Genomic DNA, 13,783 nt, shown 5'->3' with positions numbered 1-13,783 from the left:
CCGCCGTTTCCGTCAGCTGACGGAAACGGCGGGCTCGACTCGTTCGCGGCCAGGGCCTGGGCCGAAGGGCAGGATGCTCAGCGGCTGCGCTTGCGGCGGCCCGAACCGCCGGAGACGGCCGTGGCGATGAGACGCCAACCGACGAGAGTGACGAGGTTGAGCGACGTCGCGACGATCATGAAAGTCACTGCGACATTTCCGGGGTCTCCGCCCTGACCAGCGATTCCGCGCAGGACGAGTCCGAGAAGGACGGTGATCGCCCAGACACCGGTTCCCGTGGCCAGCGGAGCGATCGGCCGATCCCAGACGGCCGTGAGCAGCCAGGCGACGACGAGGGCTGCGACGAACGGCCACGCTGTGGTCATCAGCCCCTGCGGATCGAAATTGTGAGAATGTGTGTAATGACCGACGATCGTGAACAGAACCACGAGGATGAGGTCGACGATCAGTGCGATGGGGAGATGAGATTTCTTCGTTGCCACGTCCCCGAGTCTAGACCTTGGAGGAGAATCAGATGCTCAGAGTCAGGCGCGTCATGGGAGCCGAGACGGAGTTCGGCCTCAGCCAGCCGGGCAATCCGCGAGCGAACCCGATGCGGGACTCGGCGCGTGTCGTCGACGCCTATGCCGGACCGCGCGGACTGAAGTCATCCCAGAACTTCTGGGACTTCGCCACAGAGTCTCCATTGGCCGACGCCCGCGGCTTCTTCATGAGCATCGCCGACGCCGACTCCTCGCAGCTGACCCATATTCCGCAGGACGACCTCGAAGCCCAGTACCTGGCGAACGTCGTCACGGAAAACGGCGCCCGGTACTACGTCGACCACGCTCATCCCGAATACTCGTCCCCTGAAGTCCTCACTCCACGCGATATCGTCACCTTCGACCGGGCGGGCGACCTCGTCGCCCTCGAATCGGTGCGGACTCTCGAGAAGAGCGCGGAACCTGTCAATCTGTACAAGAACAACACGGACTCCAAGGGAGCCTCCTACGGCACCCATGAGAACTACCTCGTCGACCGGTCCACGGACTTCGACGACATCGTCGCCGGCCTCGTCCCGTTCTTCGTCACTCGGCAGATCCTGTGCGGTTCCGGACGGGTCGGCATCGGACGTGAAGGCGAGGGCAAGGGTTTCCAGATCTCGTCCCGGGCCGACTTCTTCGAAGCCGAAGTGGGACTCGAGACCACTCTGCGCCGTCCCATCGTCAACACCCGGGACGAACCGCATGCCGATCCCGCGAAATACCGCCGGCTGCACGTGATCATCGGCGACGCCACCCTGGCGGAGCCTGCGACGTTCGTCCGCTTCGGTTCGACCTCCCTCGTCCTCGGACTCATCGAGGCCGGACTGGCACCGCAGATCGAACTCGCCGATGCCCTGCAGGCACTGTGGGACGTCAGCCACGACCTCACCCTCAGCGCTCCGCTGGCGCTGAGCGACGGCACGACGACAACGGCGCTGGAGATCCAAGAAGCCTTCTACTCCGCGTGCCTCGAGCACGCCGATGCCGAGGACGCCGAAACCGCCGAGGTGCTCGCCGAATGGCGCCGATTCCTCGACGGCCTCTCGACCGATCCGAAGACTCTCGCAGATTCCATCGACTGGGTCGCCAAATGGGTGCTGCTCGAGAGCTACCGTTCTCGTGAGGGAATCGACTGGGACCATCCGAAGCTGGCGCTCATCGACGTCCAGTACCACGATGTGCGCCCGGAGAAGGGCCTGTTCCACAAGCTCGAACGAGCCGGCCGCATCCGCCGGATGACGACCGACGCGGAGGTCGAAGCCGCCGTGGTCAACGCCCCGGACGGGACCCGCGCGTTCCTGCGTTCCGTGGCGGTCAGCCGCCTCGGCGAGGATCTGGTCGGCGCCAGCTGGGACTCTCTCGTGGTCAACGCGGGAACCCTCGGCGTGGTGCGTCTGCCCATGCACGAACCGCTCAAAGGCACCCGTGAGCTGCTTGCCGATCGGGTGGAGGGAATCGAGACCGCCGAGGGCCTGCTCAAGGCACTCGGAATGGATAGACTGAGTTCGAAGAACGACTGAAGGAGTGTGAGATGAGCTCGCAGGAACAGGTCCAGAGAGACAAATCGTCCGGCGGAGGAGACGTCCCCGTCGATCCGCCGGAGGCCGTGCAGGGACAGATCAACACTCAGAACGTCGATTCCATCCTCGACGAGATCGACGGTGTGCTCGAATCGAACGCGGAGGAGTTCGTCAAGAACTTCGTGCAGAAGGGCGGCCAATGAGATGGCAGGATTCCCTCCTGCATTCTTGAGTTCGACGAGCAACTCGTTCGTCGAACTCGCCCGCTCCCTGGCGCCCGAAGCGCTGCCGCACCCCAGTGTCCGGGATCTGGCCGAACAGTCCCCGGAGGGCACGACGATCATCTGCTTCCGCACCGCCTCGGGCATCCTCATGGCCGGTGACCGGAGAGCGACGATCGGCAACCTCATCGCCTCGCACTCGATGGAGAAGGTCAAAGCCGCCGACGACTACTCCGTCATCGGCATCGCCGGCACCGCCGGGGTCGCACTCGACCTCATCCGGCTCTTCCAACTCGAACTCGAACACTACGAGAAGATCGAAGGCGCCCGTCTCTCGCTCAACGGCAAAGCCAACCGCTTGGCTGCGATGCTGCGTGGAAACCTCGGCCTGGCGATGCAGGGACTCACCGTCGTCCCGCTGTTCGCCGGAGTCGACGAATCCAGGCCGGAGGGCCAGATCTTCAGCTTCGACGTCACCGGCGGAAAGTACGAAGAGCACCGATTCCATTCCATCGGCTCCGGTTCCGGTTTCGCCCGCGGGGCGCTGAAGAAGCTGTGGCGGGCCGACCTCGACCACGAGCAGGCGATTGGGGTTGCCGTCGAAGCTCTCTTCGACGCCTCAGACGACGACTCGGCGACGGGCGGACCGGATTTCGTCCGGCAGATCGCCCCGACGATCTTCACCGTCGACCTCGAGAACGGGGTCACCGAGGTCGATTCGGCCACCGTCTTGGACACCGCCACCGAGGTCGTCGCCCGCCGCACGGCCACCGCCCGGTGATGACTGCGGCACCGTTACCGCGAAAGGATCGTCGATGAGTCAGGCACCGTTCTACGTCTCACCCGAACAGCTGATGAAGGACCGGGCCGACTTCGCCCGCAAGGGCATCGCCCGCGGCCGATCCGTCGTCGTCATGCGCTTCGACGCCGGCATTCTGCTGCTGGCGGAGAACCCGTCGCCGACGCTGCACAAGATCGCTGAGATCTACGACCGGATCGGCTTCGCCGCCGTCGGCAAGTACAACGAGTTCGAGACCCTGCGCCAAGCCGGCGTCCGCTACGCCGATCTGCGCGGGTACTCCTACGACCGCACCGACGTCACCGCTCGCGGACTGACGAACGCATACGCGCAGACGCTGGCCGGAGTCTTCACCACCGAGTCGAAGCCCTTCGAGGTCGAACTCGTCGTCGCCGAACTCGGACTCACACCGGAGACCGACCAGCTCTACCGACTCAGCTATGACGGTTCCGTCATCGACGAGACCGAACATGTGGCCATCGGCGGTCAGGCCGATGCGATCACAGCGTCCCTGGCAGGGGTGCGCAGCTCGCAGATGACTCTGCGCGAAGTGTTCAACCACGGTGTCGCCGCTTTGGCCGCCGCAACCCAGGCGATCTTGGCCACCGACGCACTCGAGGCAGCCGTCCTCGATCGCACGACGTCGAAGCAGCGGACGTTCCGCCGCCTCGACGATGCGGCGATGAGCGCACTGCGGGAGGACTGAATGGCACGCATCTACGGGCTCGAAACCGAATACGGACTCGCCCACACCGCCGATCCCGACGGACGCCGCATCGGCCCCGAGGAGATCGCCCGGTATCTCTTCCGCCCCGTCGTCGAATGGGGCAGGTCGTCGAATGTGTTCCTGCCCAACGGGTCGCGCCTCTATCTCGACGTCGGATCCCACCCGGAATACGCGACGGCCGAATGCGATGACCTGGGCGACCTGCTCGCCCAGGACCGAGCCGGCGAAGGCCTGATGATCGACCTGCTGGACAAGGCACAGGCCGCACTCGACGCCGACGGCATCGGCGGACGCGTGCACATGGTCAAGAACAACACGGACGCGGCAGGCAACTCGTACGGGTCCCACGAGAACTTCCTCATCCGCCGCACCCTCGACTTCAATCGGCTGACCACGGTCCTCCTGCCCTTCCTCGTCTCGCGGCAGCTGCTCGCCGGCGCCGGGGCCGTGATCCCGCGCCGTTCGGCCTTCACCCCCGACGAGGAAGCCGACCGCTCGGAGATGATGTTCGGCCTCTCCGCGCGGTCCGACGTCATGTGGGAAGGACTGTCATCGGCGACGACACGGTCGCGTCCGATCATCAACGCCCGCGACGAACCGCACGCCGATGCGGAGAAGTACCGGCGGCTGCACGTGATCGTCGGTGACTCCTCGATGTCGACGGCCACCTCGGCGCTGAAGATCGGATCCGCGGTGCTCATGCTCGACCTCATCGAACAGGGGGCGCGGATCCCGGAGAACGGGCTGCGCCACCCGGTGCGCGATATCCGGCTCGTCGCCCGTGATCTCACGGGTCGGGTCGTGCTCGAACGCACCGATGGATCCACGACGACTCCGCTGGGTCTGCTCGGCGACTACCGGGACCGGGCACAGCGGATCGTGGAGTCCGGGGAGCACAGCCTCGGCGATGATGATCTGGCCCACTACGTCATCGACCTGTGGACGCGGATGCTCACCGCCGTCGAGTCGCAGGACTTCTCGACCGTGGACACGGAGATCGACTGGGTGATGAAACGCACCCTCATCGAACGGTCGATGCAGCGTGGAATCACGGATGTCGCCGATGCGCGCATCCACCGCCTCGACATCGCCTTCCACGACATCACGCCGGCTACGGGACTGTTTCCCAAGCTCGAGGCCGCGGGGATGGCGAAGAGCCTCGTCCCCGCCGAGACGGCCGAACGAGCGAAGGACGTACCGCCTGCAAGCACACGGGCGGCGATCCGCGGCGAATTCGTCCGCGCAGCCCATGCGGCCCGTCGCGACTACACCGTCGACTGGGTGCACCTGCGCCTCAATGACGAATCCGGTCGAGCAGTCGCACTCAAGGACCCGTTCGCCACGACTCACCCGCAGGCGGAAACACTCATCGCGGGCCTGTAAGATCGCCCTGTGATTCGGTCGAGCCCCTACTCGGGCGCGGCCTCGGCGTGACGAAAGGAAACCAGTGCGCACCAAAGTGCTCAGCGCCATCGCGGCGGGCCTGTTGCTGCTCTCGGCCTGCGGACAGGGTGATGAGTCAGAGGACTCGATCACACCTCCGCCGTCGGTAGCCGCTCAGGACGCGAAGTCGACCAGCCTCGACGACATCACCGTCGACGGCAAGATGGGGAAGAAGCCCAAGGTCAGCTTCGAGGCACCGCTGGTCATGGACAAGACCGAGAAGAAGGTGCTCGAAGAGGGCACCGGCGACAAGGTCGCCGACGGCGAGCAGGTCACGGCACAGATGACGCTGGTCTCCGGGACGACTGGCAAGACCGTCGAATCCAGCTACGATTCGGATTCCGCCGCCGGATTCCCCATGGACAAGTCCCAGATCTCCGAAGACCTCTACAACGCGCTCATCGACGTCAAAGTCGGCTCCCGCGTGATGATGTCACTCAACGGCAGCGCCCAGCAGGGGGAGGCGTCACAGACGCTCGTCTACGTCATCGACATCGAGGACACGAAGAAGCCGCTGACTCGCGCCGAGGGGGAGAAAGCCGATCAGTCGGACAACCCCGTGACCGTGAAGTGGGCCGACGACGGTGCCCCCTCGATCTCGAAGCCGAAGGGCAAGAAACCGACCGAGCTCGAGTCGTACACGACCATCGAAGGCAAAGGCGACGAGGTCAAGAAGGGCCAGAGCGTCGCCGTGAAGTACTCCGGCTGGCTCTGGGACGACACGTCGAAGACCTTCGACTCGAACTGGAAGAAGGACGGACAGCCCTTCGTCGTCGCCCCGGTCGGCGAGGCTCAGGTCATCGACGGCTGGAACGAGGGGCTCGTCGGCAAGAAGGTCGGCGACCAGGTCGTCCTCGTCGTTCCGCCGGACAAGGGGTACGGCAAACAGGGCAGCGAACCGTCCATCCCGGGTGATGCGACCCTGATCTTCGTCGTCGACATCCTCTCGGCCCAGGGCTGAGAACGTCCGATATCCCAACAGAACCGACACCAGGAGGAACATATGAGCAAGCAGAAGCCCGAAGTCGATTTCCCCGGCGGAGACGCCCCGACCGAGCTCATCATCACCGATGATGTGATCGGCACCGGCGCCGAGGCGGGACCCGGCGACACCGTGAGCGTGCACTACGTCGGAGTCGCCCATTCCACGGGCGAGGAATTCGACGCCTCGTACAACCGCGGCACCCCGCTGGAATTCCGCCTCGGATCCGGCATGGTCATCTCCGGCTGGGACCAGGGCATCCAGGGCATGAAGGTCGGCGGACGCCGCACCCTGCAGATCCCATCGCACCTGGCGTACGGTGATCAGGGCGCGGGCGGAGTCATCCAGCCCGGAGAGTCCCTGATCTTCGTCTGCGACCTCGAGAACGTGCGCTGAGAATCAGCTTGATGATCAGCACACGCTGATCCTGCCAGAGACGACTGTGGCCGGGTTCTTCGGAACCCGGCCACATCTGTCTTCCCCGACGCGGAGGGGGATTCTGCGGAGATGAGGCGGTGACCTGTGTTCGACGCGGTCAGCGGCGGACGAGCCCTGCGGCGCAGCGTCCAGCGGCGGCCGCTGAGAGGAACGACGCAGCATCGGCGGGCAGCTTTCTGCCCATCGTCGACAGACGCACAGGTGAAGTGCGCAGGGCATCCCACAGCCCCGTCAGATCGATGTCGACGAGATCATGCACCTGGAGTCGAAGCAGCTGTTCGGCCATGGTCTCGGCGACGACAGCGGGATCCGGGTCCATCTCGGCTCGCTCCACCTCGGTGAGGGTGGAGAAATCGGGCACCGGTACGGTCATCCCCGGTCGTGCGATCTCACTCAATGGCGTCAGCGAATGATGGGAGATCCCGAAATGACGGCCGCGGGCATCGGCGTTCGACATCCGCAGCAGACCGATCGGATGCCCGTCGAGCAGAGCGGCGGCATTGAGGTGCTCTCCGGTGACCAGTCCCGAATAGCCGTACTTCGTACCCGTGCCCAGGTTTCCAGGGCCCTGAGCGACGATGGTGATATCGGCATCCATCACGTGTTTGGCTGCGAGCAGTCCCGTGTGGATGGTCACCGCTTCGAGATCTCCGCCCCAGGCCTGACCGGTGCTGATCACACCCGACAGCCAGGAGGCGTCCTTGAGGCCGGCGACGGCTTGGGAGAACGGTGCCGGCAGAGCCGCACCATCGCTGAGCACATAGGCCACCGACATCGACGGGTCGACGGCGCGGATTCCGGCGATCACCGCGGGCAGAGCCGAATGCAGGTCGGCCACGACCACCGGCATGCCGTCGAGGCTGTCCGCCTCGGCGAGGGTCGAATGGTGCTGCGACTCCTGATCGTCGACGCCGAGGACCATCGTCTGCAACGGCGAATAGCGGTCCTTGACCAGATGACCGGGGCCGTCCGGGGGATCGGCAGGAAGCGCATCGGGTAGAGCGACGATGAGACCGAAGCCTCCGGTGCCCAGGCGCTTCGCAAGGGCCGAGACATTGACGATGACGGTGTCCTGGTCCTGCGGTTGCCCGACGGCATCGGTGTAGGCGACCGCTCGGATGGATCTCACATCGGTGCCGGGCACGGCCTCGTCCAGTTCGACCTCGACCTCTGTGTATCCTGGCCGGGTGGAGCGAATCGCTGCGACGATTCCTTTGCGCCAATGAATCATGGTCCCAAGACTATCGCCCGGCTTAGGTTACGGTGGAATCGTGAATACACCCCGCACCAGCAGACAGAGACAGCAGACCGAACGTCTGATGAATCTGCTGATCGCCCTGCGCGCTTCCCGCGGCTGGGTGTCGCGCAAAACGCTGATGAGCGCCATCGACGGCTATTCCGGACTCGACGAGGTCGCCTTCGATCGCAAATTCTCTCGCGACAAAGAGCTGCTGCGGCACATGGGCATCACCATCGCGACCCGGGCCGAACACGATGCCTACGGTGATGTGGGGGAGACGGGGTATCGGATCTCCACCGCCGACTATGCGATGGGCGACGTCGATCTCACCCCCGCCGAGGTGGCAGCCGTGACCGTGGCCGCCGCGTTCTGGTCGGAGACCGAACTCGGGGAGTCCTCGGCTCAGGCGCTGACGAAGCTGCGTGCTCTCGGCATCGACCTCGGCCCGTCCGCCGCCGGACCGGGAAGCGTCGACCCGGGCACCGCCGCGCACCGGCTGGCCAGCGCGAACTTCGCCACAGCTCTCCACCACATCAACGCCCGCGAGGCCGTCGGCTTCCGCTACCACAAACCCGGCCAGAGCGTGAGGAAAGTGCGTCTGGAACCCTATGCTCTGCTCAGCCGCGGTGACCGCGTCTACCTCTTCGGCTACGATCTCGATCGCGAAGCTCGCCGCACCTTCCGGCTCTCCCGCGTGGAGGGAGGGATCGCGAAGCTCAGCGGCCGTGAACCCGGAGACTATGAGATCCCCGAGGACTTCTCCCCGCAGCTGGCGCTGCAGTCGAGTTCCGAGATGGCCGTCGTCGCCGAGGCGACGCTGCGCATCCGTGCCCACCGGGCCGATCCGCTGCGCCGTCGACAGATTCGCAGCGACGGAGACGAGACGATCATCGGGTTTTCCGATGTCGAGGGCCTCGCCGCTGAGATCGTCGGTTTCGGGGACGCCGTCGAGGTGGTCGATCCGCCCGACCTCGTGCGTGCCGTCGACCGCCGACGCCAAACGATTCAGGACTCGCTCAACCGCTTGGGAGGCACCAGTGTCCTCAGCGCGTGAACGCCTCACCCGGCTGCTCAGCCTCGTCCCGTACCTCGATGCGCATCCGGGAGCGGACCTCGAAGAGACCGCCGCCTATTTCGGCATCGACTCCGACACCCTCATCGACGATCTGCAGCTGCTCTTCGTCACCGGTCGTCCCGGACATATGCCCGATGATCTCATCGACGCCTCATGGGAAGGCGGGCAGATCTTCATCTCCAACGCCGAAGAGGTCTCCGTTCCCGTGCGGCTCAGCGCCGAGGAAGCCGGCGTCCTCGTGCTCGCACTCGACATGCTCTCATCCCTGCCCGGACTCGATTCCGAAGCAGTGGCCACCGCAGCGTCGAAACTGCGTGTGGCAGCAGGAGAGAACCTGCGCACCGCCGTCGACGTCAGCCCCATCGATGCCGACGAAGAGCTGCTGACCGCACTGCGACAGGCGGTCGAAGAAGGAACGGCGGTGAGCATCGACTACTACGTCGGCTCCCGCGACGAACTCACGACCCGGACCATCGCCCCGACCCGGCTCGTGCCCGGTGCCGACTGGTACGTCGATGCCTGGTGCTACTCGGCCGGAGCACCCCGCCGCTTCGCCCTGGGGCGCATCCGCTCCTGGGAACCGGCAGCGCATCCGCCGATGGCGGTCAGCGAGTCGAGGACCACCTCCTACGAAGTCACCCTCGGTCTCGCGGCCGCGGGAGCATGGCTGGCAGATGAACTCGACGTGACGAATCGCGAGTACCTCGACGGCGGTGACACCAGCGTGCGCATCCGCCTGCTCGTGCATTCGGTGGATTGGCTCAGCCGGTTCCTGCTCTGCCATGCCGATGTCATCACCGAGATCGACGACACCGAAGCCGTTGCGGCCGCCCTGCGCAGGCTCGGCTGAGACGAAGACCGCGCCCGGATGTGGATGAAAGGCACAGCCGCAACGCGTAGAATCATCCACAGCATCAACAATCCAAGGAGCTCCCCATGAGACCAAGTTTCGTGCAGATCGCGATCGTGATCCTCATCATCGTGATCATCTTCGGCGCACCCAAACTGCCGCAGCTGGCCCGAAGCCTGGGACAGTCGATGAAGATCTTCAAGTCCGAAGTCAAGGACCTTCGCGGCGACGAGGACGAATCCGGCAAGACCACGGAGCCGGGAGCGCTCAACCAGAACTCCTCGACCGATTCCACCACGGCGACCGGTGAGACCACCGGGCCCGAGGAGTCGCGGCGAGAGAAGCAGGACCCGCAGTCTCACGAGAAGTGAAAGAGAACAGTCAGCGGAAGCCATCTCGATCACGGAAGAGCAATCCTGAGAAGAAGATGCCCGTCGTCGGGCACCTCGTCGAGTTGCGCAATCGCGTCATCATCTCCGCCATCGCCATCGCTCTGGGCGCGGTGGCAGGCTGGTTCCTCTACGACCCTGTCCTCGACATCCTCCAAGAGCCGATCCGGACGATCCGTGACAACGGCGGACGGATGGCCGAGATCAACTTCGCCGGAGTCGCCTCTCCTTTCGACCTGAAGATCAAACTCTCGTTCTTCATCGGTCTCTTTCTCTCCTGCCCCATCTGGCTCTACGAGGTCTGGGCCTTCATCGTCCCGGGACTGAAACGCAAGGAGAAGCTGTACTCGCTCGGATTCCTCGGGGCAGCGATTCCGCTGTTCCTGGCCGGGTCGACCATGGCGTTCTTCGCTCTGCCCAATGCGGTGAAGGCACTGACCTCGTTCACTCCCGAGGGCGGCACGAACATCATCCCGGCACAGGACTACCTGAGCTTCGTGATGATCATCATCGTCGTCTTCGGACTCGCATTCGTCCTTCCCGTGCTCATGGTGGGACTCAACATGCTCGGAATCCTGTCGGCGGAGAGGATCAAGAAGTCGTGGCGCATCATCGTCATGCTCGTCTTCCTGTTCGCCGCGATCGCCACCCCGACTCCGGACGCCATGTCCATGTTCTTCCTCGTCATCCCCATGATGACCTTGTTCTGTCTGGCGTGGGTGATCTGTGTATTCAATGATCGCCGACGTAAGAAGCGCCTCATCGCGCAAGGCCTGTGGGTCGACGAGGACGAACTGACCGACGAAGAGAAGAATGACTGACCCTACGCCGCTTTCGACCGACACTTCTGCCGAGAAACCGCTGAGCCCCTCGGCTGCCTACGCCGATTTCAAGGCGCGTGCGGAGTTCGCCCGCACTCCCTTGGGACAGTTCATGGAGCGCACCGAGTTCGCCCTCGATGACTTCCAGGTCGAAGCCTGCAGCCATCTGCAGGACGGTGAGGACGTGCTGGTCACCGCGCCGACCGGTGCCGGCAAGACGCTCATCGCGGAGTTCGCTGTGGAGTTGGCCCGCGGGGAGGGCAAACGGGTCTTCTACACGACCCCGATCAAGGCGCTGAGCAATCAGAAGTTCAACGACCTCGCAGAGGTCCACGGGGTGGAGAACGTCGGGCTTCTCACCGGCGACACGTCGATCCGCCGCGATGCGCCGATCATCGTGATGACCACCGAAGTGCTGCGCAACATGCTCTACAACGACGTGTCCGGTCTCTCGGACCTCGGATTCGTCGTCCTCGACGAAGTCCACTACCTCGCCGACCGGTTCCGCGGGCCGGTGTGGGAAGAGGTCATCATCCACCTGCCGGATCGTGTGCAGATGGTGTCTCTGTCGGCGACGGTGTCGAATGTGGAGGAGTTCGGGGCCTGGCTGCGTGAAGTCCGGGGACCGACGACGATCGTTTCGACGAGCCACCGGCCGGTGCCGCTGGTCAACCACGTCCTGGTCGGACACCGGATGTACGACCTGTTCACGCACAGCGATTCCGATCGCATCGATCCGGCACTCAATCACGCCACTCGCACACACGGGGGACCGCGATCGAAGCGCGCACGTGCCACCCGTGCCCGGTTCCGCCGTCCCAGCCGCACTCAGGTGGTGGCATCTCTCGCCGAGGCGGCCATGCTCCCGGCGATCATGTTCATCTTCTCCCGCAATGGCTGTGATGAAGCCGTCGAACAGTATCTGAGCACGGGCACCGATCTGAACTCTCGGGAGGAGAAGACGATCGTCAATGCCGCCCTCGAATCGCTGCGCGACGATCTCGCCGACGAAGACCTCGGCATCCTCGGCTACCACACCTTCCGTGAGGGTCTGCTGCTCGGAGTTGCCGCGCACCATGCGGGGATGATTCCACAGTTCAAGCAGCTCGTCGAGGAGCTGTTCTCGCAGGGAATCATCAAGGTCGTCTTCGCCACGGAGACGCTGGCGCTGGGCATCAACATGCCTGCGCGCACTGTCGTGCTCGAAAAGCTCGTGAAGTTCAACGGCGAAGCACATGTGATGATCACCCCGGGTGAGTACACCCAGCTGACCGGACGAGCCGGTCGCCGCGGGATCGACCGCATCGGCCATTCGGTCGTGGTCTGGCACCCGACCATCGAGGTCAGCGAGCTGGCAGCCTTGGCCTCGAACCGCTCCTACGCACTGAATTCGGCGTTCGGGCCGACCTACAACATGACGGCGAATCTGCTGTCGCGAATGAGTTCGGACGAGACCGCCAAGGTGCTCGAGACCTCCTTCGCTCAGTTCCAGGCCGATAAGGCCGTCGTCGGCCTGGCGCGGAAGGTGCGCAAGAACGAAGCGACGATCGAGGCGTACGAGAAGTCCATGCACTGCGACCGCGGTGACTTCTCCGAATATGCCGGACTGCGCCGGGCGATCTCGGACACCCAGAAGCAGGAGACCCGGACGAAGTCGCGGAATAAGCAGCGCGACATCGTCGAATCCCTCACCGCCCTCAAGATCGGCGATGTCGTCACGATGCCGGCGAAACGGGTCGGCGGTCGCGCAGTGATCATCTCTCCGATGAGCAACAAGGACGGAGTGTCGCGGCTTCCCACCGTTCTCACCGAACAGGGGAAGGTGTGGCATCTGCGACCCCATGAGGTGACCGAACCCGTCGCCTCCCAGGGGCGCGTCCGCGTGCCGAAGAAGTTCAACCACCGGCAGGCAGGCGACCGCAGGCAGCTGCTGTCCATCCTCGAAGCCGCTGTTGCCGACGGCAGGGTCGATGCGGAAGCCCACTGGGAATCGACCCGACAGCATCAGGGGGAGAGCACCACTGTCGCCGAACTTCAGGCACAGATGCGGGCACATCCCTGCCACGACTGCCCGGACCGGGAACTCCACGCTCGTTGGGCCAACCGTGCGGACAAGCTCATCCGGGAAAACGACTCGCTCATCGCCCGCATCGAAGGCCGCACCACCTCGATCGCTCTCGTGTTCGACCGGGTCCAGGATGTGCTGCGCGGGCTCGGGTTCGACCCCGAGCACTCGACGATGCTGCGTCGGATCTACGGCGAACGGGATCTCCTGGTGGCGCTGACGATCCGCGCCGGATTGTGGGACAGACTCAATGAGCCGGAACTCGCGGCCTTCGCATCGATCTTCGTCTTCCAGTCGCGCAGGGACACCCTGACCGCGCATCGGGCACCGAGCGCCGACCTCAAGGCTGTCTGTGATGAATCGGAGACGATCTGGCGTCGGCTCTTCCACCTCGAAGAACAGCATGCCCTGACCACGACTGACGAACCGGACCGTGGGCTGATCCGACCGATGTACCGGTGGACAGAAGGCAAAACCCTGTCGGAATCACTTCGGGGCAGCGATATCGCCGCCGGTGACTTCGTCAGATGGGCCAAACAGAGCCTCGATCTGCTCGGTCAGGTCGCTGAGGTCATCGATGCGGAGACCGCAGTGCGCGTTCGGCGCACCATCGAATCCATTCGTCGCGGAGTCGTCGCCGACTCCTGAACGTCACCGCGTCTGCGCTCTCCGGCGGGGGAGCGCAGACG

The 13,783-nt window shown here is 64.5% G+C and carries 14 protein-coding genes; 12 read left to right on the top strand and 2 right to left on the bottom strand.

Annotated features, from left to right (window positions below):
* Nucleotides 1-77: 77 nt before the first annotated feature.
* A complete protein-coding gene (locus tag ACSBQT_RS13385; protein ID WP_435001913.1) occupies nt 78-482 on the bottom strand; it encodes a DUF3054 domain-containing protein in 405 nt (134 codons plus the stop codon).
* Nucleotides 483-514: 32 nt separating this feature from the next.
* Here ACSBQT_RS13385 and dop point away from each other — a divergent pair, with 32 nt between their 5' ends.
* From dop to ACSBQT_RS13350, 7 genes are all read left to right on the top strand, one after another.
* Entirely contained in the window at nt 515-2,044 is a 1,530-nt protein-coding gene (gene dop / locus ACSBQT_RS13380; RefSeq protein WP_435001912.1) for a depupylase/deamidase Dop, read from the top strand.
* An 11-nt stretch (nt 2,045-2,055) separates the two neighbouring features.
* Complete coding sequence (locus ACSBQT_RS13375; RefSeq protein WP_039207623.1) at nt 2,056-2,247, top strand: ubiquitin-like protein Pup; 192 nt, start codon at nt 2,056-2,058, stop codon at nt 2,245-2,247.
* A 1-nt stretch (nt 2,248) separates the two neighbouring features.
* On the top strand, nt 2,249-3,046 hold the full coding sequence (gene prcB, locus ACSBQT_RS13370; protein ID WP_435001911.1) for a proteasome subunit beta: 798 nt from the start codon (nt 2,249-2,251) through the stop codon (nt 3,044-3,046).
* Between the two features lie 34 nt (nt 3,047-3,080).
* Nucleotides 3,081-3,770 (top strand): proteasome subunit alpha, encoded by a 690-nt coding sequence (prcA, locus tag ACSBQT_RS13365; RefSeq protein ID WP_435001910.1) that lies wholly within the window; start codon nt 3,081-3,083, stop codon nt 3,768-3,770.
* A complete protein-coding gene (pafA, locus tag ACSBQT_RS13360; protein ID WP_435001909.1) occupies nt 3,771-5,174 on the top strand; it encodes a Pup--protein ligase in 1,404 nt (467 codons plus the stop codon).
* 64 nt (nt 5,175-5,238) lie between these two features.
* Nucleotides 5,239-6,195, top strand: a complete 957-nt coding sequence (locus ACSBQT_RS13355; RefSeq protein ID WP_435001908.1) for an FKBP-type peptidyl-prolyl cis-trans isomerase — start codon at nt 5,239-5,241, stop codon at nt 6,193-6,195.
* A gap of 42 nt (nt 6,196-6,237) precedes the next feature.
* Nucleotides 6,238-6,612, top strand: coding sequence for an FKBP-type peptidyl-prolyl cis-trans isomerase (locus ACSBQT_RS13350; protein WP_435001907.1), 375 nt, complete (start codon nt 6,238-6,240; stop codon nt 6,610-6,612).
* Between the two features lie 139 nt (nt 6,613-6,751).
* On the opposite strand, the gene ACSBQT_RS13345 is transcribed toward ACSBQT_RS13350, so the two are convergent.
* Nucleotides 6,752-7,885: a DUF3866 family protein gene (locus tag ACSBQT_RS13345; protein ID WP_435001906.1), complete on the bottom strand. Its 1,134-nt coding sequence runs from the start codon at nt 7,883-7,885 to the stop codon at nt 6,752-6,754.
* A gap of 40 nt (nt 7,886-7,925) precedes the next feature.
* Here ACSBQT_RS13345 and ACSBQT_RS13340 point away from each other — a divergent pair, with 40 nt between their 5' ends.
* From ACSBQT_RS13340 to ACSBQT_RS13320, 5 genes are all read left to right on the top strand, one after another.
* Nucleotides 7,926-8,948 (top strand): helix-turn-helix transcriptional regulator, encoded by a 1,023-nt coding sequence (locus ACSBQT_RS13340; RefSeq protein ID WP_435001905.1) that lies wholly within the window; start codon nt 7,926-7,928, stop codon nt 8,946-8,948.
* Nucleotides 8,932-9,819: a WYL domain-containing protein gene (locus tag ACSBQT_RS13335; RefSeq protein ID WP_410709987.1), complete on the top strand. Its 888-nt coding sequence runs from the start codon at nt 8,932-8,934 to the stop codon at nt 9,817-9,819. Before ACSBQT_RS13340 ends, ACSBQT_RS13335 begins: the two co-directional genes overlap by 17 nt.
* Before the next feature lie 86 nt (nt 9,820-9,905).
* Nucleotides 9,906-10,190 carry a Sec-independent protein translocase subunit TatA gene (gene tatA / locus ACSBQT_RS13330; RefSeq protein WP_410709988.1) on the top strand — a complete coding sequence of 95 codons (285 nt, stop codon included), beginning with the start codon at nt 9,906-9,908 and terminating at the stop codon, nt 10,188-10,190.
* Nucleotides 10,187-11,029, top strand: a complete 843-nt coding sequence (tatC, locus tag ACSBQT_RS13325; protein ID WP_308423766.1) for a twin-arginine translocase subunit TatC — start codon at nt 10,187-10,189, stop codon at nt 11,027-11,029. The genes tatA and tatC overlap by 4 nt, the downstream gene beginning before the upstream one ends.
* Nucleotides 11,022-13,742: a DEAD/DEAH box helicase gene (locus tag ACSBQT_RS13320; RefSeq protein ID WP_435001904.1), complete on the top strand. Its 2,721-nt coding sequence runs from the start codon at nt 11,022-11,024 to the stop codon at nt 13,740-13,742. The genes tatC and ACSBQT_RS13320 overlap by 8 nt, the downstream gene beginning before the upstream one ends.
* The last annotated feature ends 41 nt before the right edge of the window (nt 13,743-13,783 follow it).

It is taken from the genome of Brevibacterium sp. H602 (genome assembly GCF_051172395.1).
Lineage (GTDB): Bacteria > Actinomycetota > Actinomycetes > Actinomycetales > Brevibacteriaceae > Brevibacterium.
The sequence above is the reverse complement of the archived record's forward strand: the minus strand, read 5'-3'. Positions and strand labels throughout refer to the sequence as shown.

What these genes read in the sequence shown, in the direction of transcription:
- ACSBQT_RS13350 (WP_435001907.1), top strand. Translation starts at nt 6,238, where the DNA reads ATGAGCAAGCAGAAGCCCGAAGTCGATTTCCCCGGCGGAGACGCCCCG.
- pafA (WP_435001909.1), top strand. Translation starts at nt 3,771, where the DNA reads ATGGCACGCATCTACGGGCTCGAAACCGAATACGGACTCGCCCACACC.
- ACSBQT_RS13375 (WP_039207623.1), top strand. Translation starts at nt 2,056, where the DNA reads ATGAGCTCGCAGGAACAGGTCCAGAGAGACAAATCGTCCGGCGGAGGA.
- ACSBQT_RS13320 (WP_435001904.1), top strand. Translation starts at nt 11,022, where the DNA reads ATGACTGACCCTACGCCGCTTTCGACCGACACTTCTGCCGAGAAACCG.
- prcB (WP_435001911.1), top strand. Translation starts at nt 2,249, where the DNA reads ATGGCAGGATTCCCTCCTGCATTCTTGAGTTCGACGAGCAACTCGTTC.
- prcA (WP_435001910.1), top strand. Translation starts at nt 3,081, where the DNA reads ATGAGTCAGGCACCGTTCTACGTCTCACCCGAACAGCTGATGAAGGAC.
- tatA (WP_410709988.1), top strand. Translation starts at nt 9,906, where the DNA reads ATGAGACCAAGTTTCGTGCAGATCGCGATCGTGATCCTCATCATCGTG.
- dop (WP_435001912.1), top strand. Translation starts at nt 515, where the DNA reads ATGCTCAGAGTCAGGCGCGTCATGGGAGCCGAGACGGAGTTCGGCCTC.
- ACSBQT_RS13345 (WP_435001906.1), bottom strand. Translation starts at nt 7,885, where the DNA reads ATGATTCATTGGCGCAAAGGAATCGTCGCAGCGATTCGCTCCACCCGG.